The organism is Levilactobacillus suantsaii (genome assembly GCF_014069315.1).
GTDB lineage: Bacteria > Bacillota > Bacilli > Lactobacillales > Lactobacillaceae > Levilactobacillus > Levilactobacillus suantsaii.
On the sequence record NZ_CP059603.1, the window covers coordinates 522,962 to 541,876 of the forward strand.

General features: G+C 45.0%; 18 protein-coding genes and 1 riboswitch. Of the genes, 5 read left to right on the top strand and 13 right to left on the bottom strand.

Going from position 1 to position 18,915, the window contains the following annotated elements:
- Positions 1 to 472 precede the first annotated feature (472 nt).
- Complete coding sequence (locus tag H3M12_RS02385; protein WP_182150879.1) at positions 473 to 1,258, bottom strand: Ig-like domain-containing protein; 786 nt, start codon at positions 1,256 to 1,258, stop codon at positions 473 to 475.
- Between the two features lie 632 nt (positions 1,259 to 1,890).
- On the opposite strand from H3M12_RS02385, the gene zwf reads away from it, so the two are divergent.
- Entirely contained in the window at positions 1,891 to 3,378 is a 1,488-nt protein-coding gene (gene zwf, locus H3M12_RS02390) for a glucose-6-phosphate dehydrogenase (protein ID WP_129032598.1), read from the top strand.
- A gap of 132 nt (positions 3,379 to 3,510) precedes the next feature.
- Here zwf and H3M12_RS02395 read toward each other — a convergent pair whose 3' ends face one another.
- A complete protein-coding gene (locus H3M12_RS02395) occupies positions 3,511 to 4,308 on the bottom strand; it encodes a tyrosine-protein phosphatase (protein WP_129032597.1) in 798 nt (265 codons plus the stop codon).
- Positions 4,309 to 4,629: 321 nt separating this feature from the next.
- On the opposite strand from H3M12_RS02395, the gene H3M12_RS02400 reads away from it, so the two are divergent.
- Positions 4,630 to 5,412 carry an SDR family oxidoreductase gene (locus tag H3M12_RS02400; protein ID WP_129032596.1) on the top strand — a complete coding sequence of 261 codons (783 nt, stop codon included), beginning with the start codon at positions 4,630 to 4,632 and terminating at the stop codon, positions 5,410 to 5,412.
- On the opposite strand, the gene H3M12_RS02405 is transcribed toward H3M12_RS02400, so the two are convergent.
- Entirely contained in the window at positions 5,409 to 5,846 is a 438-nt protein-coding gene (locus H3M12_RS02405; RefSeq protein WP_182150880.1) for a GNAT family N-acetyltransferase, read from the bottom strand. The genes H3M12_RS02400 and H3M12_RS02405 overlap by 4 nt on opposite strands.
- A gap of 269 nt (positions 5,847 to 6,115) precedes the next feature.
- Between H3M12_RS02405 and gndA the strand changes: the two genes are divergently transcribed.
- A complete protein-coding gene (gndA, locus tag H3M12_RS02410; protein ID WP_129032594.1) occupies positions 6,116 to 7,558 on the top strand; it encodes an NADP-dependent phosphogluconate dehydrogenase in 1,443 nt (480 codons plus the stop codon).
- Positions 7,559 to 7,640: 82 nt separating this feature from the next.
- Here the strand turns inward: gndA and H3M12_RS02415 are convergent, their stop codons facing one another.
- Both H3M12_RS02415 and H3M12_RS02420 read right to left on the bottom strand, forming a co-directional pair.
- Positions 7,641 to 7,880 (bottom strand): hypothetical protein, encoded by a 240-nt coding sequence (locus H3M12_RS02415; protein ID WP_129032593.1) that lies wholly within the window; start codon positions 7,878 to 7,880, stop codon positions 7,641 to 7,643.
- Between the two features lie 68 nt (positions 7,881 to 7,948).
- Positions 7,949 to 8,590, bottom strand: a complete 642-nt coding sequence (locus H3M12_RS02420; protein ID WP_129033424.1) for an SDR family oxidoreductase — start codon at positions 8,588 to 8,590, stop codon at positions 7,949 to 7,951.
- Between the two features lie 230 nt (positions 8,591 to 8,820).
- Between H3M12_RS02420 and H3M12_RS02425 the strand changes: the two genes are divergently transcribed.
- Entirely contained in the window at positions 8,821 to 9,168 is a 348-nt protein-coding gene (locus H3M12_RS02425) for a hypothetical protein (RefSeq protein WP_182150881.1), read from the top strand.
- Between the two features lie 67 nt (positions 9,169 to 9,235).
- On the opposite strand, the gene H3M12_RS02430 is transcribed toward H3M12_RS02425, so the two are convergent.
- The 7 genes from H3M12_RS02430 to H3M12_RS02460 form a co-directional block, all read right to left on the bottom strand.
- Positions 9,236 to 9,799 carry a redoxin domain-containing protein gene (locus H3M12_RS02430; protein WP_129033422.1) on the bottom strand — a complete coding sequence of 188 codons (564 nt, stop codon included), beginning with the start codon at positions 9,797 to 9,799 and terminating at the stop codon, positions 9,236 to 9,238.
- Positions 9,800 to 10,011: 212 nt separating this feature from the next.
- A riboswitch (M-box (ykoK) riboswitch) is annotated at positions 10,012 to 10,174 on the top strand.
- Positions 10,175 to 11,033: 859 nt separating this feature from the next.
- A complete protein-coding gene (istB, locus tag H3M12_RS02435; RefSeq protein WP_031263932.1) occupies positions 11,034 to 11,771 on the bottom strand; it encodes an IS21-like element helper ATPase IstB in 738 nt (245 codons plus the stop codon).
- Between the two features lie 9 nt (positions 11,772 to 11,780).
- Complete coding sequence (gene istA / locus H3M12_RS02440) at positions 11,781 to 13,001, bottom strand: IS21 family transposase (protein ID WP_042749622.1); 1,221 nt, start codon at positions 12,999 to 13,001, stop codon at positions 11,781 to 11,783.
- A gap of 149 nt (positions 13,002 to 13,150) precedes the next feature.
- Positions 13,151 to 14,785: an ATP-binding cassette domain-containing protein gene (locus tag H3M12_RS02445; RefSeq protein WP_129033398.1), complete on the bottom strand. Its 1,635-nt coding sequence runs from the start codon at positions 14,783 to 14,785 to the stop codon at positions 13,151 to 13,153.
- Positions 14,763 to 15,365, bottom strand: a complete 603-nt coding sequence (locus H3M12_RS02450) for an ATP-binding cassette domain-containing protein (protein WP_170955022.1) — start codon at positions 15,363 to 15,365, stop codon at positions 14,763 to 14,765. Before H3M12_RS02450 ends, H3M12_RS02445 begins: the two co-directional genes overlap by 23 nt.
- Before the next feature lie 120 nt (positions 15,366 to 15,485).
- On the bottom strand, positions 15,486 to 16,388 hold the full coding sequence (locus tag H3M12_RS02455) for an ABC transporter ATP-binding protein (protein ID WP_182150882.1): 903 nt from the start codon (positions 16,386 to 16,388) through the stop codon (positions 15,486 to 15,488).
- Positions 16,389 to 16,406: 18 nt separating this feature from the next.
- On the bottom strand, positions 16,407 to 16,595 hold the full coding sequence (locus H3M12_RS02460; protein WP_129033395.1) for a ThiF family adenylyltransferase: 189 nt from the start codon (positions 16,593 to 16,595) through the stop codon (positions 16,407 to 16,409).
- Between the two features lie 358 nt (positions 16,596 to 16,953).
- On the opposite strand from H3M12_RS02460, the gene H3M12_RS13110 reads away from it, so the two are divergent.
- Positions 16,954 to 17,280, top strand: a complete 327-nt coding sequence (locus H3M12_RS13110) for a helix-turn-helix domain-containing protein (protein WP_129033394.1) — start codon at positions 16,954 to 16,956, stop codon at positions 17,278 to 17,280.
- A gap of 316 nt (positions 17,281 to 17,596) precedes the next feature.
- Here H3M12_RS13110 and H3M12_RS02475 read toward each other — a convergent pair whose 3' ends face one another.
- Entirely contained in the window at positions 17,597 to 18,886 is a 1,290-nt protein-coding gene (locus tag H3M12_RS02475) for a cation:dicarboxylate symporter family transporter (RefSeq protein WP_129033393.1), read from the bottom strand.
- Between the last annotated feature and the right edge of the window lie 29 nt (positions 18,887 to 18,915).

The following is an 18,915-nucleotide window of genomic DNA, read 5'->3' on the forward strand; positions in this document are numbered from 1 at the left end:
ACGTCCTACTACCAACGTTCACCATCATCGCCAGAATGGGATGTTGTCGTTCACAACTGCGTTGACTTCAGCCTTAGTGGTTGCGCTTACAACAGACGCCACACAAAGCGTCCAACCAGTGTAAGCAAGTCGGTTTCAAACCACTTTACTGTTATTATGTACCCCCTCTAGAATAGACGAATTGATTAAACCTCCTTTAGTCTACCACAAGTTTAAAATGTCTTCGCTGTGAATAGCTTATTTACGATATTATCATTGTTGTTAACTTATTTATCAGACGATTAATGAAATACTCAAGGCCTATCTCGCCCAGCTTAATTCCCCGTCAATCGGCTTTTCCACGTCCAACTGCCCCCTGATTTCCATCACCTCACTGTCGTTAAGTGACTGAATCAACTTGCCGAAAAAGCCGACAAAAAACGACTTGCGAATAGTCACAAGTCGTCTTTCATTACTATTTTGTGGGTATCATTTACTTCTTAGTAAACGTCCACTTAGCGGCTGGCGCAACGCCGGCCTTAGTCTTGATGACATGGTTCTTGGAGTTCACAATCTTGAACTTCTTCGCCGAAGTGAAGCGCATGTAGAAACTGCCCTTCTTGTTGTGGCGCGTGTAAGTGATCTTCCAGAAGGTCTTAGTCTTTGGCGTTACCTTGTAGGTCGCGTAGGACACTAACTTCTTCACTTTTTTACCATTCTTGTACAGTGTCTGGTTGAAGCCCTTCTTCTGGCTGAAGACGAAGACTTGCGAGTACTTGTTGGCCGTGTTGGACTTCCAAGTGCCCGTTGGCGTCTTCACAGAGAAGCTAGCCGTCTTAGTTGACTTCTTCGTGGACTTTTTAGTCGTGGTCTTTTTCGTCGTCTTTTTCGTGGCTGCCTTGGTGCTGGCTGCTTGGACCCGAATGATTCGGTAGAAGTAAGCCTTAGTCTTTGGGTTGCGGGCGTAAACGTAGACGTTGCTGTTCTTCTTCAGCGTCTTGGATAACTTGGCCGTGTACTTCCCGGTCTTCTTAGAAGCCGTAGCTGTCGCCAGGTTCTTCTTAGCGTGCTTCGTCTTCTTAACCGTAATCTTGGAGCCCTTAGTTGCTTTCCCCGTAATCTTCTTTGAGTTACTGTAAATCTTGTTAACGCTTAAACTCGGACTTACGTAACTGGACGTCTTCTTGGCGGCGTTCGCCGTCAGCGTTGGTGCAGGCATTGCCGCACCGACAGTTGCTAACGTGACCAAGCCAGTCAAGGCTACCATAAACTTTTTCATTACTCCGACTCCTTCACTCTGTGCTGGTCATTTTTAACCGGCATGATTTATTAATTCGCTTCGTAGTATAACAGACTTTTTACATTCTGATGACAAAATATTGCAGGTTTAATGAATTTTAACCTCTTTGTAACTTTTTGTTAGTGGTTTCCACCTCTCGCTAGGCTTGTCATTCTATAATATATTCCGCCAAATTAACCGACTGATCCACGAACTCAAAATTCTGCCACTTTCCAAACTGGCGGCCCCTAAGCCAATTTCTTCCCTCTCCCATTGATTTTTGCTACTCTTAACGCGATAGCGATTACACTTGTCAGGCAAAGCGAACTCATTTTCAGAAAAAATGGCGATATTTGTTTCCGTTTTCATGAAAAATCGTTTCTGATTGTAAACGCTGTTAAATAGGGATTGCAACCGGTTGTCAAAAATTCAATTTCTTGCTTTAAAGGGGTCGCTTTCTCCGCTCGATTAGCGTATAATAATTGACGAAGTGGTCTAGATAAGCTGTTGTGATCACTCGTTGCGGGTTGACTTGCCCCACTCGCAACCATTTAGGAAAAATGTCCGTTTTTCCGCGTAACTCGTTGAACACATCTAACTAAATTGTTTTCATTTTAAGGAGTGACTATCTCGTGGCAACTGAACGTACAGCTTTATTCTTATTCTTCGGTGGGACCGGTGACTTAGCATACCGGAAACTTTACCCTAGTCTCTTTAATTTATATCGCAAAGGCAATTTACGGACCCACTTCGCCGTAGTCGGGACGTCCCGGCAGGCGATGGATCACGAAAAGTTCCGGACGGCCGTCAAGAAATCATTGGCCGACACCGGGAATCGGGTCGAATCTAAGGAAGTCACCGACTTTGCGTCACACTTCTACTATCAAGCCCATGACGTGACCGACACTGCGCACTATGCCGTGGTCAAGGACCTTCTGGACAAGCTCGATAAGAAGTACAAGTTGCAAGGAAATCGTATCTTCTACTTGTCGATGGCACCGCAATTCTTCGGGACCATCGCTCATGACCTGAAGACTCAAGGTTTAATGTCCACTAATAAAGGGGCCTTTAACCGGCTGGTCATCGAAAAACCGTTTGGCCGCGATTACGATTCCGCTAAGCAATTGAACGACGCCCTCAGTGAATCGTTCGATGAAAACCAAATCTTCCGCATCGACCACTACTTGGGGAAGGAAATGATTCAAAACATCGAAGCCATCCGCTTTGGCAACACCCTGGTCGAATCCTTGTGGAATAACCGGTACATCGATAATATCCAAGTCACCCTGTCCGAAAAACTCGGGGTCGAAGAACGGGCTTCCTACTACGACAATAGCGGGGCCTTACGGGATATGGTCCAAAACCACATCATGCAAATCGTCAGTCTACTGGCTATGGAACAACCTGTCGCTTTCACGGATACCGACATCCGGGCCGAAAAAGTCAAGGCACTGCGGAGCTTACGGGTCTATAACGTGGCTGCCGCTGCGACCAACTTCGTCCGCGGCCAATACGGCGCCATCGATGATCAACCCGACTACCGCCACGAAGACAACGTCCCGAATGACTCAACGACTGAAACGTTCGTTGCCGGGAAGCTCCTCTTCGATAACTACCGTTGGTCAGGGACGCCGTTCTACGTCCGGACCGGGAAGATGTTAGCCGATAAGTTCACCCGGGTTGACGTGGTCTTCAAACGGCCGCTCGTCGATATCTTTGCCTTCCCACAAAGCAAATCGACGCCACTCGCTGCTAACGTCTTGACCATCTTCGTGGAACCACACGCTGGCTTCTCCCTGCAATTAAACGCCAAGACCAACGACACCGGCTTCCAGACGGAACCCATCAAGTTGGACTACCTGGTGGACGCTCAGAAGTCCAAGAAGACGCCAGAACCTTACGAACGCCTCTTACACGACGTCTTAAAGGGCGACGGTACCAACTTCTCTAGCTGGCCAGAAGTGGCTTATGCTTGGAAGTTCGTTGACCAGATTCGCCGGGTTTGGGACCTGCAAGAACCAAACTTCCCGAACTACACGCCCCACTCCATGGGACCGGCTTCCGCTGAAGAATTGATTCAACGGGACCACCGGGAATGGATCTACCGACTCAACCACTAAGCATGATTAAAAACCGAAACATCGAAACAAGAGCTTGCTTACCAGGCTCTTTTTTTGTGACCTCCGTCACGCAAAAGCAGGTTATCCAGCATATGATTAGCTGGATAACCTGCTTTAATTTTTAAAATCAATTTAATGGGTCAAGTGAGCCGGCGTTAAGTAGTGGTGCCGAATGGCCTTTTCTTGGGCCGGCGTGATCTTTAAGCCTTTGTGGATATAAGCGCTCATCGAGCCGTATTGGCCCTTCACGTCTTGGAAAAACTGGTTCAGTAACGCCGGTTTAGCCCAGGTCACGTTCAGTTGCGTATTGGATAAGAGGTAGTCGCGTTGGATATCACGACGACTGACGCCTAAAATCGTGTAGATGATGGCCGCAGCCGTCCCGGTCCGGTCCATCCCGTGAGAACAGTGGAACAGTAGACTACCTTTCTTCTGGGCGGCCATCAACGTCAACAACGTGTGGTAGCTACGTTTGGCAGCTGGTTTGAAGGCCATGTCGTGGTACATCCCCGTATCGTCGTCATCGTAGTTCGACCGTGTCCCCAATACGGACGCTTGCAGATAGTTGACGCCTTCGATCAGTTGGTCAGGGCTCTTTTTGATCTGGTCCGTCGTCCGTAAGTCAACGACCTGTTTCAAGTGCAAGCTGGATTGTAACTGCACCATGTCGCCAGCGGTCAACTTGTCCAAAGAATCACTCCGTAAGAGCCGGCCTAGTCTGACCTTTTGGCCACTCTTAGTCCGGTAACCGCCCATGTCCCGGGCATTAGGTGCCCCCGTGAGGTTGATGGCCGGCGTTTTCGTCTGTGAAACAGTTGGCTGTAATGCCGTATCAGTCGCAGTGGTGGCAGCAGCTAGTGCCGGACTCCCCGTCGCTCCAAACAAAGCCAGGGCGCAGCTCACACTCAATAAAACCCGTCGCAAAATCATCTTTTTTCGTTCCCCTTTCTCTAATGCAGAAACAAGCTTACCAACTGCATGTAAAGAACTGGTCTAAGAATGGTAGATTTTGTGTAAATATCTTGCCCATGCACCATCCTGGTCCCACACCGTGTGGCCCACGCATTTTCTCACGGCCACCGGTCCCCAAATGACTTGAACCGGCCCACCTCGAATTGACAACTTTTCAAAAAAAGATTTATGATGAAAGCGGTTTAATCGTTTAACCGGGTCCCAACGCGGCGCAACTTGATTAAAAATACATATTCCGCGCCTGGTCACCCGCCAACTAATTGCAAGGGAGTTTTGCTTATGTCCAATTCACCTGATTTTTCAACTGAGTTCTTTCGCCTGGACGACCAAGTGGCCATCGTCACCGGTGGTGCTTCGGGTCTAGGCTTCTATTACACCAAGGCACTCTTGCGTTCCGGGGCACACGTCCTGGTCGTCAGCCGAACCGATAAAGGCTGGGAAGATTTACGTTCCTTGCCCGATGTTTTCTCCGGTCAAGTGGCCTTTTTGAAGTGTGACCTCACTGCACCCGAAGCGCCCGCCAAAATCGTTAAAATCGCCCAAGAAGAGTTCGACCACATTGATATTCTGGTTAACAACGCCGGCCGGACGATTCGCCAGAACTGGCGTGACTATCAAGACGAAGACTGGCGTAAAGTGATTGAGTTGAATTTGAATGCCCTGTACTACCTTTCTCACGCTGTCGCCAAGGTCATGGCCCAACAAGGACACGGTAAGATCATCAACGTGGGTTCTATGCAGTCCTTCCGTGCTGGGAAAAATATTTTCCCGTACGCCGCCAGTAAGCACGGCGTCGTGGGCTTGACCAAGGCCTACGCCGATGCGTTAGCCGCTGATAATATCCAGGTCAACGCCATTGCGCCGGGCTACATCGACACACCAATGACCAAATCACTGCAAGCCGACCCACAACGTAACCAAGAGATTCTGGCTCACATTCCCGCCGGTCACTGGGCCCAACCTCAGGAACTCATGGGGACACTGGTCTTTCTGGCCAGTCCCGCAGCTAACTACGTGACGGGGACCACGATCCCGGTCGATGGTGGTTACCTGTTGCGTTAATCACGCCGTTGCATCTTAATATGGGGCGTGTGTTGAAACAAAAAGGGCTGTCCCACCGGCATATAATTGAATTTTTCATAAAAGCCCTGTTTATCGACCTGGGCCTCGATCACCACCGGTTGGTCCGCAAAGTGACGGGCCAATTCGGTGGTGATTTGTTGCATCAACTGCCGCCCCAGGCCTTGCCCACGAACTTCCGGCACGGTCAAGACGCGGCCAAAAGTAGCGTGATCGTCCGTTCGAAAGACGCGGGCGTAAGCCACTAATTTGCCACCTTGATACCCTAACAAATGGCGGGCCGTTTTATCCACGGCATCTAACTCCTGATAAATTCGTTGCTGGGCTACCACGAAAGTGCGAATGCGTTCATAAAAAACGTCATAAAATTCCTTAGCGGTTAGTTCCGCAAAAGTCTTAGCTTCCCAAGTGACCATATCAACCACGCTCCCGTAAGTTTCGATTATTATCTAACATACCGCGTTTGTGGTCTCAGGACAATTATTCTTATGATAGCGATTACCGTCTCAAAGGGCTGACAGTCTTGGCATCCCCAAAACTGAAACTAGTCATTGCCACCTTCTGATTGAAAACCAAGCATAATTTTCAAACAATCAGGGGTAAAATAGTTCACTTTCAGATTGTGAGATGATACACTTATCTTTGTAAGGCCTGATTTAATTCTGAACATAAAGGAAGGTTACTAATGGCAGATCAAAAAGCAAACATTGGTGTTGTTGGGATGGCAGTCATGGGCAAGAACTTAGCCCTCAACATTGAAAGCCGCGGTTACACGGTTGGCATTTACAACCGTTCTGATTTCCGGACGAAGGACGTCATGAAGGACCACAGCGATAAGAAGCTGATCCCGAGTTACAACGTCGCTGACTTCGTGAAGTCACTGGAAACACCACGGCGGATTTTGTTAATGGTTAAGGCTGGAAAGCCAACCGATGCTGTTATTCAAGAACTCTTACCATTATTGGATAAGGGTGACGTCTTGATCGATGGTGGGAACACCAACTTCCACGACACGATGGCGCGTAACGCCGAACTCGACAAGTCCGGAATCAACTTTATCGGCATGGGGGTATCCGGTGGTGAACTGGGTGCCTTACAAGGCCCATCCTTGATGCCTGGTGGCCAAAAGGAAGCTTACGATTTAGTTGCGCCTATCTTAGAACAAATCTCCGCTAAGGCGCCCCAAGATGGCAAGCCTTGTGTCACTTACATCGGCCCTAACGGTGCTGGCCACTACGTTAAGATGGTCCACAACGGGATTGAATACGGTGATGAAGAGCTGATCGATGAAAGCTACAACATCATGCGTAACGTTGCCGGTATTTCCGTTGACGAGATGGCTGACATCTTCAAGGAATGGAACAAGGGTGAATTGGACAGCTACTTAGTTGAAATCACCGCTGATATTCTGACGCGCAAGGATGACTTAGGCGACGACAAGAACTTGCCAATCGTTGATGCCATTCTTGACCGTGGGAACAACAAGGGAACTGGTAAGTGGAGCTCTGAAGATGCATTGAACATTCAAGTCCCACAATCAGTTATCACTGAATCCGTCTACGCGCGTTACATCTCCATGATGAAGGACGAACGGGTCAAGGCTTCCAAGGTCTTACCAGCTGCTGAAAAGCAAGGTAAGGTCGACGTTGGCGATAAAGACGAATTCGTCGAAAAGGTTCGTCAAGCCCTCTTCTTCAGTAAGTTGATGAGTTACGCCCAAGGGTTCGAACAACTCCGGGTCGCTTCTGAAACCTACAAGTGGGACCTGAAGTTTGGTGAATTAGCACAGATTTGGCGTGGCGGTTGCATTATCCGGGCCCAATTCCTGCAAAACATCACCGACGCCTTCGACAAGGATCCTCAGTTGACCAACTTGTTGTTTGACGACTACTTCAAGGACATCTCCAAGAAGTATCAACAATCCGTCCGTGACGTGGTTGCCTTGGCCGTTCAAGCTGGTATTCCGGTACCAAGCTTCTCCGCTGCCATCACCTACTACGACAGTTTCCGGGCCGAAGTTTTGCCTGCTAACTTGTTACAAGCACAACGGGACTACTTCGGGGCACATACCTACGAACGTCGGGACCGTAAGGGTGACTTCCACTACTCATGGTACGAAGAACAATAAATTAAAGCCACTAAAAACAACCAGGGTGACCTGGTTCATGGCACAAAGAAGCACGACGAGTTTTTCTCGTCGTGCTTCTTTTTTAGTCTGCTGCCAAATCGGTCTCTAAGGTCACTAACAGGTCGTGCAAGGCTTCCCACTGGTCGATTTCCGTGGTCATGCCCCCTTCCCACTGGGCCTTATCGCGGCTCTTCGCAATAAATTGGTCCCAACTCGCGGCTGCCGTTAATGGATCACGGGTCCGTTGCCACTGGGCCCATGCACTGAGGTGCTGCACCAGTAATTGCGCCGTGGCTGGCGGTAAAACGATGTCGTGTGTCATATTTGGCCTCCCTAATGTGTCTCATGGACACTTTAGCGCCATGATACCAAGCCACCTGATTTTACCGGTTAAAGTTGAGCCAATAATTGGGCAATCGTTTGGTCACCTTGCAAAAGCGGAATCGTTCGCCTGATGGTCCGATCGTCGTGAACGGCGGCAACTAAAAAGGCGGCCAGATCGCCCCGTGACACGCTGCCAACAGCTAACGGGTCACTTTTAAGCAGACCAGTCGGCCGGTGAAACGACAACGCCCCGGGCTCCACGATGGTGTAATCGAGTTTCGTTTGGTGCGTCAACCAGTGGTCGGCATAAAATTTGGCCGCATACAGGGGCCGTAACGGGTCAGCCCAGCGATTACGGTCCTCGGCAAACAACATGCTGATCAACAAAAACCGTTGAACACCAGCAATCTCCGCCGCCTGCATGGTTTTGACTGCCCCATCGAGGTCTACCAGTAAGGTCATGTCGTCCTTGGTCCGACTCCCGGAACCGGCTGCAAAAATTAGTGCGTCTTGCCCCAGTAACTGACTAGCCAACTGCTCAGGCTGGCTAAACAGGTCGAAACGGCTGACCGAAACGCCCAAGTCCTCCCAGTCCTCACTGTCTTCTCCCGGCCGTAACCCGGCCACCGGGGTATCCCCTTGGGCCAATAACCGGGCGACCACTAACCGACCGACCTGACCATTGGCCCCCACCACAAACACTCGCATTGCGTTTAACTCCCTTCTCAACTTCTGTCCCTATAAGTATACACTAGGTGGGAAAAAGCCGCTAAAACGGGCAAAAATCGCGGCCTTGGCGGCAGATTTAATCCGGCAACCACCCAAATCGCCGCAATCTGGAGAGTAAATTTTTACCCCATCATTAAAAAGTGCCATAATGGAAGTTGGGTGTGGGTGACAGCCAACTACCGAGACAATTTATAAGGAGGTCCCGAGTTTTGTCAGACTCAGAATTAACAATTACCGATTTGGACGAAAGCGCCCAAGAAACTGCTTTGATGGACTTTGTCAAATTTTACGTGCAACACTACAAGCAGAACAATTTGGAAATCTTATCCCAGTACAAGGTCGACTATGCCATGAACGACATCAACCAGTACTTGTTCGAAAACCGCTACTTTGCGCCGGAACAACTGGTCGAGGCCGTTTTAAAGACTAAACGTGAGCTATTTTTGACGATTTTAAAAAACCTCAAACTCCCCTACAACGCTAACGGCGCGTTGAAGGATAACACCTGGGACGGCTGGTACCGCCAAAGTTTCGCCAAGATTCAACAAGGTATCTAGTGACGTTTCTAACCCTATTAAAAAACGGATCCGGAATTTTTCCGGGTCCGTTTTAGTTTAACTGGAGTTAAAGCTTGCCAACTAAATCGGTACCAGGCTTCAACGTCTTGTCACCCGGATGCCAGTTGGCGGGGCAAACCCGGTCGCCGTGTTCCGCGACGAATTGGGCGGCAGTCAACGTCCGGAGGATTTCTTCGGCGTTGCGGCCGATGCCCATATCATTAATCGTGTAAGAGCGGACTTTGCCGTCAGGATCCAAGATGAAGACGCCGCGATAAGCCTGCCCCAGGTCCTGGTTCAACACCTGGAAGTGCCGGGCTAACGTGCCCGCGGGATCGGCAATCATCGGGTAAGCGACTTTGCCCACTTCCGGGCTTTGGGCGTGCCAAGCCTGGTGCACGAACTCGGTATCTTCGGACACACTGTAGATTTCCGCGTTTTGGGCTTGAAAATCACTGTAGTGGTCGGCCAAGTCGCCTAACTCCGTCGGACAAACAAACGAAAAGTCGGCTGGGTAAAAGAAGATGACGGACCAGTGGCCCAATAGGTCGGCTCGCGTCAAAGTTTTGTCTTCACCGTCTTGATAAGCGGTGACTTGAAAATCGGGTAATTCAGTTCCAATAAAGTTCATAACTTATGGCTTCCCTCAATTCGATTTTTGATTCGCCTAAAGCATACACGCTTTTTTAAAATTAATCAATAATGATTCTAAATTAGACTGTAAAATTCTTTATTCCCAGGGAACTAACCCCTAGTTATAAAAATAATAATGATTATCTGGTAGAAAATTTGCGTTCTGCTTGCACATTTTGAGAAAGTACGTTAAACTGACTTTGTAAGATATTTAGAAGCTGTTAGGTGAGGCTCCTATACGGAAAATGCTACTGCTCAGAAACGTCGAGAAACGCCAATGAGTCAGCTGTTCAAGTCAACATAAGGCTTGATCTAATGTAGCTGTTGAAAGACTACGCCGTATAGTGCTAAAACTCAACGATTAGCCGACTTTAATTCGCATGTTATTTTAGTGCGCTCGGCTATGAATTGTTAGCCGAGCGCTTTTAATGTCAATTTGAACTTAGCTAGGAGGTGATGAACATGACGCAATTGAAAGATGATCCCGGAGCGTGTCACTCTCTTGTGGGAAAGGTGACGTCGGTTCATCCCTCTTGGTTGACGCTTTGAGGAAGGGCCACTTACGTTAGCTTTCCCGGGCCAGACGCCGTAGCTTGATGCGGTGTCACTCGACCCTAGACTTTACCTTCGATTTACAGTCCGCCTTTAACTCAGATACCGTTGGCGTTGTAGCCAGCACGCTTGTCATCTGACCTTCTCGAATTCGTTTGGGGACTGTTGAACCGAAACCATTTAACTGATAACGCAAGCTAGAATTACGTTGTTTTTCCGGCCCGACTTTAACCTTGAGGCATTGACGTGCTAGTTCAAATCGTGCTTCACCGCTGGGGGAACTCAGCGGGGGAAAAACGCTAAGTAATTGACGCCGTTTCCGCTATGATGGCTAACCTAAACTCTACTGTCGACTATTCCTTGGCCAAACCGTTTTTCGCGGTTATTGATGTGAACGCGAGCGACCCATGGGCTGATGGGAATCACCCCGCAAGTTAACTCGCCGCAACATGAATGAACTGGTCAAGACTGACGCACGCTAATCAAAAAGACCTCGTCATCACCCTTTATAAGGTGTGAACGAGGTCTTTTAATTTGCGACGAATTTACAATTGAAGTGCAACACATAATTGAATAAAAAGGCTTATTTAACTGCACCCCAAGACTTAATTTTGCGGATGTGTCAAGGGCGGTGATAAAATGCAGGTTTATGGCGGTTTAAAAATGTAGGTTTTGGGCGGTCAACCGACGCCTTTTAGTCGATAAGACTTTCCGGTAATCTTGACGACATGGACATGATGAACTAGGCGGTCAAGAATCGCCGCCGTTACGGTCGGATTTTGAAAGATTTCTACCCAGCCAGATAAATCACTATTACTAGTAATAATGGTCGAATGACGCTCATATCGTGCGTTGATAAGCTGGAAGAATAGGTTAGCTTCATCGTGATCAATGGGTAGGTAACCAATCTCATCAATGACCAAAAGGTCATAACGAGCATAACGGTTAATGCAGCGCTCTAAGGTGCCCTTCTCGTTAGCTGTTCGCAACCTAAGGAGAAGCTCATGACAGTTGATGAAGAGCGTTCTTTTTCCTTGGCGACAGGCTTCAATTCCAATACTAATGGCTAAATGGGTCTTACCGACCCCTGGACTACCAATAAAAATCAAGTTCTCGTTCTTTTCTAAAAACGCCAAATCTTGAAACCCAACTACTTCCTGCTGGTTAATGCTGGGTTGAAAGTTAAAATCAAATCCCTTTAGTGTCTTTTTCTGCGGAAAGTGTGCCCGCTTTACGATTCGTTCTATCGATTGTTCTTGATTCCATTCAAGCTCAGTGCTCGTCAGTGTAAGCATTGCCTCAGTAAACGATAGTTGTTGTTGATTAATTTGGTCAACATATTCTGGTAGATACGCAACCATTTTGGTGAGTCCTAGGGACTCTAAGTTAGTTAGTAGCTCCTGAAATTTACTAGTCATTATCATCACCTAAACCTGGTCATATTCGCTAAGATGCTCTGCGATGTATGCCTGTATATCCTGCTCACTTTGTCCCTTTAAGAGGTCGGACCCCAATATGCGGACACGGTCTTGCTTATCGTAATTAAATTGATTGGTCGTTATATTGTGCGAACGGATCATTTCTCCGTTATAATAAATTTGGATACGCTGCTCATTATCGGTCAGCTCGATATCGACTGTGCGACCAATGTAGCGTGGATCAACGGAGTACTTACATTTACGAAAGTTAACCATCGATTCTTTAGAGACGATACGGGTAATATCTTCCTCAAAGAATGGATTTAACAGGTTGGCTGGCTGTTCATGTAGGTACTCTTTTTCTTCGTTCTGCCACTTATCCATTGGAACCTGGTTGGTGGCTTGCGAAACCTCATAATTTAAATCTTCACAGAGATCATTGACCAGACCAATGAGTTCTACACCGTCTTCAAACTCATAATTGTACGGGCGAAGTCGCTCCATTGTTCTTGCTAATGCTTCGACGACACCCTTAGTCTGTGGACGAAATACTCGACAAGCAATTGGATTATAGCCAGCATCGTGGCTAAATTGGCGAAAACGCTCGTTAAATATCGCTTTGCCAAAGCTTGATTTGGTATGATCAACAACTTGCTTCATGTTGTCAAACCAAATTTCGGAAGGAACACCACCAGTTGCCTCAAACGCGTCATTTAAGCATTGAAACAACGTATCTTGACTGCGTTCAAAGACCAAAGTGACATATTTCAATTTAGAAAAGGGTAAGACGTAAAGAAAAATGTTGAAACGGTGCGGCTGCCCATTCCTGTCGTATAAAGTCATTTCTTCTTTCCAATCGACTTGGGCCGATAGGCCCGGCGTATGTTCAACACGAATAGTTGCTTTATGAGTTCGTTCCTTACGAATACTGGCACAGTATTCTCGAACGATAGTGTACTTTCCCTGAAAGCCCCGTTTCTGAATGAATTTGTAAATGGCCTTGGCAGAACAATGTAGCTCTAGTTTTTCCTCGATAATGCTTCTATAGCCATCCAGTAAGCTAGGCCGTTTATGTTTGATCAAGGGCAGGGTCATACTCCCTTGGGCCTCCTCATATGCTCTCTTAGCTGTACGATAATCTACCCCAAACTGTCTTCCAAGAGCCGTAAAATTAGGCTTGATATCATTATTCACGTACTGTTTCACTCCTTCGCGGACATCATGTCTCACATTGAAAACCTCCTAAAGTCAATGTGATTCATAATATCAAAAAATGTAGGAAAACCGACATTTTTACGCCGTCATTTTCCTACATTTTATAACCGCCATGCACAGATGTGATATAAGCTATCAAATAATAGTTTATATCACATAACTTCCTATTCTTTTGTTAACGTTCCATTCTCGATTCTGTAATGAACCATGTAGTCTCTAACATCTTCCAAACGATGTGTAATTATAATCATTGAAACATCAAGCTTTGCCAATTCATCTAAAAGCTCTTTTGTAGAATCACTGTCAAGGTTCGCTGTTGGCTCATCTAGGATCAATAGCGAGCTATTGGCCACTAATGCTCTGGCCAGCCCTATCTTCTGCAATTGTCCTGCCGATACATCTACTGCTCCATCTTCCTCAGTTTGCGAGATAAAAGTATTTTCATGATCAATTAAAGTCTCAACAAATTTCTTCAAACCAACCTCACTTAAAATACGATTAAAATCACTTGTGTTTATCTTTCTTCCTAGCAGAATGTTTTCTTTTAATGAGGTACTGAATAATTGTACCTTTTGTGGAACCAAAGTAATTTTCCCACTAACTCCACTCGTTAATCCACTGCCATCACTTAAAATAATTTTCCCCTGTGTTGGCCGTAGTAGTCCAATAAGTAAGTTAATAAAAGTGCTTTTCCCAGCCCCACTTGGTCCAGTCAAAACAATCTTATCAGGATTTTCCAAGTTCATCCTAAAGTTAATGTTCTGCAGAATTGGTCTTGAACTCCCCTGATAGGTAAAAGAGACGTTTTCTAAACTTAGCATCTTCATCTGTGCCCTATCTCGTTTATCATCAATGTAGACTCTTTCCTGACGCCAATACTTTGATATTCTATCCACAGAAACACGACCATTTATTACTTGTCCGTAATATATAGGCATTGAGTAGAAAATCCACATTAAGCTACCATTTAGGATAGAAAAGCCCATAAATTGCCCCAAGCTAAGCTTTCCATACGCTACAAAGACCAGGCTAACAACCATAATCGTAACGTCAAAAATGAACCCTATACCCAGGCTGAGACTCGCCATTTGGGATCTCCTCCGATAATTATCTAGTACACTTTCGGAGAACTTATGATAAGTCTTGTTAAACATTCGTAATATTGGTTCTTGGGCTTGGAAAATGCGAATTACCATCTTCGTTTTTAAAATCTGCAACATTAATGTTTGAATTCGATCCTGATCTCCTTGTCTATGCTCTTGGGTTGTTCGTACAACACCTTCTGCCAACTTCGGAATTAGTATGGAGCTTGTTCCCAAAGCCAAAATGATACCAGTTAGCAATGGCGATGTAAAAATTCCGAATAATACAGCAGCCAAAAAGGATATCAATCCCACAAACAATTCCACAATTGTTTCTCCCATCATTTTTCCAACAGCTCCAGCATCTGAATTATTTAAAGATAGCCACTGGCCTTCCAATAATTCTTCATCCGAGTATCTCGGAAATTTAATAGTTGATCTAATTGTTGTAAAAATAATATTCTGTTCAGCAATGAGTGTTAACATTTTCTCTTTGTACGCAATGTATTTTTTTAAAACACCAATTAGTATACTTAAAACCAACAAAAATATAGCAATTTTTAAGAAGTCACTATTTCCTTTTTGTGCACTGATAACTAAGTTATTCAATTTGTACGCAAGAAAAAACTCTGCGATTGCAACAATAACTCCAGCAATCCCCAGTAATAAAAAATTAATCGGGGAAAGCACGGTTCTATAAAAGTTTCTTTTCTCCATACGCTTTCCCTCCTAATGCAAAGAAACAATCCTCTTTTTTAACTAAATTGAATGTATGCGTTATGATGATAAATCCAATATCTTTATTTAGTTTTCTAAGAGTATTCATGAGCTTTACTTGATTACTTTCATCAATATCTGAAAAAGGCTCATCCATCAGTATTAGATTTTGACTGGTTAATAAGGCTCGTGCAATTGCTATTCTCCTTAGCTCACCTGGTGAGAATATACTTGGGTCTGATATAAAAGTATCCAGTCCATTATCCAAATTTGAGACAATTTCTGCTGCCCCTGATTCTTCCAATGCCCGATACACTATTTCATCAGACATTGGTTCACTGAAAGTTAAATTATTTCTAAGTGTGTCACTATAGAGATCAACATTTTGGGGAACAAAGGCAGCTAATCCCTGGAGTGAATCGTATTTTCCTTTGGCAGTGGTTATACTAATTTCTCCACTTTGAGGCTTTATTTCTCCAAACATTAGCTTAAACAGTGTAGACTTTCCCGCACCATTTTCTCCAACAACAAACGTTATTCTTTGCGGATCAATTGATCCCGACAGATTATCTAAAACCAATCTATCTTTATCTTCATACTTAAACTTTATTCTGGAAATTTCAATACGTTCAACTATCTCATTTTTCCAGCCATCATTAGGACTAGTATTTTGAGTCTTGCTAATTGACCCACTAATCCTCTAAATTGATGATTTTTGATTAACAAGGAAGGACAACGTAATTGGCAAAGCTAAAAATGAATCAAAAACGGATCCAATGCCAGCATTCCAAACGCCAACCATACTCCCATAATTTATTTCACCAACCTTAACTAGCCAAAGGCCTAATCCTAATGAAACTATTTCTATCACATATATACCACCACTCATTATTCCAATATTAGATGCTCCAGCTTTGCTATACTTAACAAACCACAGCTGTTTTTTAGAAAATAATGTGTAGTTTCGCGAATTAGTCCAGTCATCTAATTGAAAGATTTTTAGAATCGGAAGATTTTTAAATATTTCAGTAAGAAACCCTTTTTGTTTATCATCAGCTGTTTGATACTCTTTCCTATTTATGAGACTCTGATTATAAAAATAATACGCACTGCAAAACAGCACGACTCCCATAAGTAGGTAAAAGCTCCCAAGTATTCTTGATACGATAAAGATATAACACAAGCCAAACAACAAAGTCGTACAAAAGTCTATAAGTGGTACAATCCCACTTTCTAAGAAGTCAGATACGTTTTGAACATCCAAACTAACCAAATTAATGAACTTTCCAAAACTAGAATTTGATTTTCTATCATTCAATTCTTTATGGATCAGTCTTTCTGAAATTTCCTGACTAGTTCGTTGATGCACTCTAGTAAATATTATTGAAGTTCCATAATAGATAACTGCATATGCAATTGATCCAGAAATTAAAACAACTAATATTCCCCACAACCTCTTAGAATTTCTGTTAAGAGCATAGCCTATGCCAACTTGCAGCATTAATGAAACAAATAGATTAAAGTTGTTTAAGAGTAGTTTCCCCAAAATCAGCCCACTAACTTCGCGCCATTTTATTAATCTGTTTCCACTAATGCCGATCATGGTACCCCTCCTTGGAATCTACTTTTTTGTGTGATCTACATCAGCCTCTTTGTAGAAAATCTGTCTTGTAATATTGCTTGCTTCTACAATATCCCCATCAATCATTCTGATAGTTCCAACACTTACAGCGGCAGCCATGCTGTGATAAAGGAACCAATTGCACCCGCGTTTTTTTTGCAAGTCATCTAGACTAATAGCTGTTTTCATAAGAATCTATCTCTTTTTTAGGTGATGTGCTATCGTTGGAGCGAGTGTATCACTAACCAAATTCAAATCAATAAATAACCTAATTTCAATTTCGCGAAAAACAAATATCTTCTTGAATCATTGAGGTTCCTCTATCACGGTTCCTTTAGTGTCCGAAAAAACATTGTTATTGGATAGACTGCAAATTCAGAATGTCTATTTATTAGTTTTATCAAGGCCAACACCAATGCGAGTTTTGGGCACAAGTCTTTAAATTCCAACGACGAATTTACAATTGAAGTGCAACACGTAATTGAATAAAAAGACCCATAGCGGGTACAATCACTTAACAACCACGAAAAGCAAAGAAGTACGCGCTATGAGCTATCATCATTTTATTATATCTGAACGAGAAAGTATTCTAGAATTTTCTGCAAAAGGTATGACAATTCGAGCAATAGCCTTATGGCTAAAACGTTCACCTAGATCTGTTTCACGTGAGATGAATTGGTTACCAGGACGTTGCTCTTCGTCCAAATCCCAAAAGAATTATCGTGCTAAAAGGTGTCATAGTTATAAACCACGAATACTTGATCAAAAATCAATCTTATGTCAAAAAGTCATCGAGTTAATCGAGGAACATCAATGGTCTCCTGAGCAAATCGCAAAACGAATGGTACTAGAAAATTACGGACACATTAGTTAAACACCATTTACCGACACATTGAACACCATAATCTCAATCTACTGGCCAGATCCTTATTCACCAAAACAGCGAGGAACTAACGAAAATACTAATGGCCTAATTCGAGAGTACTTCCCTAAAAATCAAAGCTTAATTTTACAGACTGTGGAAGAAGTAAAACGCTGTCAGTAGAAAATAAACCATCGCCCTAAAAGAGTTCCTGGGTATCATACGCCAGCGGAGATTTTATTCGATAAAGTGTTGCTCTTGGTTTGACAATTCGTCGCCCAAAATAAAACAGGACCCGCAATGGCAGATCCTGTCGGCAGACAACGGCTTAGGCTGTCTTCTTATTGGCCCGAATATCGGCCAGATAATTTTGACTCTTTTCTTCACTAAATTCGTGTTCCGACTTGGCAATGACCACCGTGGCTAAGGAGTTCCCTACCACGTTGACAGCGGTCCGCCCCATGTCAACTAACCGGTCGATTCCGGCAATGAAGGTCAACCCACTCATTGGGACTCCAATCGTGGAGATAGTGGCCAACAGGACCACAAAGGACGCCCCGGGAACCCCGGCCATCCCTTTACTGGTAATCATCAAGACCACTAATAAGGTAATCTGTTGTCCCAGACTCAAATCAATATGGTAGGCCTGAGCTAAGAACAAGGCTGCTAAGGATTGATAAATAGCCGAGCCATCCAGGTTAAAGGTATACCCGGTGGGAATCACAAAGGAGACAATCCCCTGACTGACCCCGAACTTGTCCATCTTATCAATCAACCGTGGTAACGTGGCTTCAGAACTCGCCGTCGAAAAGGCCAAGATGGCTTCATCTTTAATGACCGACAGTAAATCCCATAACCGGAACTTGAAGAGCTTGGCGACCAGGCCCATGAAAACTAAAATGAAGATGACCATCGTCGCGTAAGCCAGCAAGATAAAGTAACCTAACGGCGCCAAGGCCGACAGTCCCATTTGCGCAACCGTGACCCCAATCAATGCACAAACCCCGATTGGAGCAGTGTGCATGACCCAGTTAGTGACCCGGAACATCACTTGGGAAACGGCATCCAAGAAATCAACGATCACTTTTCCTTGCTTACCAATGGCAGCCGTCCCTAGTCCGAAGAAGACGGAAAAGAAGATAACCGGCATCATGTCACCATCAGATAACGACTTGAAGAAGTTCGTGGGAATGATGCCCATCAACGTCGACCAGATGCCCGTGCTCTTGGCTGACTTGGCCGTGGACACGTACTGGCTGATGTCAGTACTATGTAATTGATGAATATCGATGAAGGTCCCCGGATGGAAGACATTCCCAATCAGGAGCCCTAAGGCGATGGCAATCGTGGTCATGATTTCGAAGTACAGGAGGGTCTTCCCGCCGACCCGACCTAATTGTTTGATGTCACCCATGTTCGCGATTCCGACCGTCAAACAGGACACCACGATTGGTAGCACAATCATTTGAATCAAGCCGATGAACATGTTCCCGATGTTCTGCATGGCGGTAATGGCCATTTTATTCTCGTAGAAAATGACCCCTAAAATAATTCCTAAGACTAACCCAATTAAAATTTGCCAGCCTAAACTAAGCCGGTAACTGCGGTACCTTTTCATTATCTTCACCCATTCTCTCATAGTCTAAT

Bases quoted from the DNA above. Each gene is read 5' to 3' on its own strand.
- H3M12_RS02420 (WP_129033424.1), bottom strand. From the start codon at position 8,590: ATGCGAGTGTTTGTGGTGGGGGCCAATGGTCAGGTCGGTCGGTTAGTG.
- H3M12_RS02445 (WP_129033398.1), bottom strand. From the start codon at position 14,785: ATGGAGAAAAGAAACTTTTATAGAACCGTGCTTTCCCCGATTAATTTT.
- istB (WP_031263932.1), bottom strand. From the start codon at position 11,771: ATGACTAGTAAATTTCAGGAGCTACTAACTAACTTAGAGTCCCTAGGA.
- H3M12_RS02405 (WP_182150880.1), bottom strand. From the start codon at position 5,846: ATGGTCACTTGGGAAGCTAAGACTTTTGCGGAACTAACCGCTAAGGAA.
- H3M12_RS02400 (WP_129032596.1), top strand. From the start codon at position 4,630: ATGTCCAATTCACCTGATTTTTCAACTGAGTTCTTTCGCCTGGACGAC.
- gndA (WP_129032594.1), top strand. From the start codon at position 6,116: ATGGCAGATCAAAAAGCAAACATTGGTGTTGTTGGGATGGCAGTCATG.
- H3M12_RS02395 (WP_129032597.1), bottom strand. From the start codon at position 4,308: ATGATTTTGCGACGGGTTTTATTGAGTGTGAGCTGCGCCCTGGCTTTG.
- H3M12_RS02415 (WP_129032593.1), bottom strand. From the start codon at position 7,880: ATGACACACGACATCGTTTTACCGCCAGCCACGGCGCAATTACTGGTG.
- H3M12_RS02475 (WP_129033393.1), bottom strand. From the start codon at position 18,886: ATGAAAAGGTACCGCAGTTACCGGCTTAGTTTAGGCTGGCAAATTTTA.
- H3M12_RS13110 (WP_129033394.1), top strand. From the start codon at position 16,954: ATGAGCTATCATCATTTTATTATATCTGAACGAGAAAGTATTCTAGAA.
- H3M12_RS02430 (WP_129033422.1), bottom strand. From the start codon at position 9,799: ATGAACTTTATTGGAACTGAATTACCCGATTTTCAAGTCACCGCTTAT.
- H3M12_RS02385 (WP_182150879.1), bottom strand. From the start codon at position 1,258: ATGAAAAAGTTTATGGTAGCCTTGACTGGCTTGGTCACGTTAGCAACT.
- H3M12_RS02460 (WP_129033395.1), bottom strand. From the start codon at position 16,595: ATGAAAACAGCTATTAGTCTAGATGACTTGCAAAAAAAACGCGGGTGC.
- H3M12_RS02455 (WP_182150882.1), bottom strand. From the start codon at position 16,388: ATGATCGGCATTAGTGGAAACAGATTAATAAAATGGCGCGAAGTTAGT.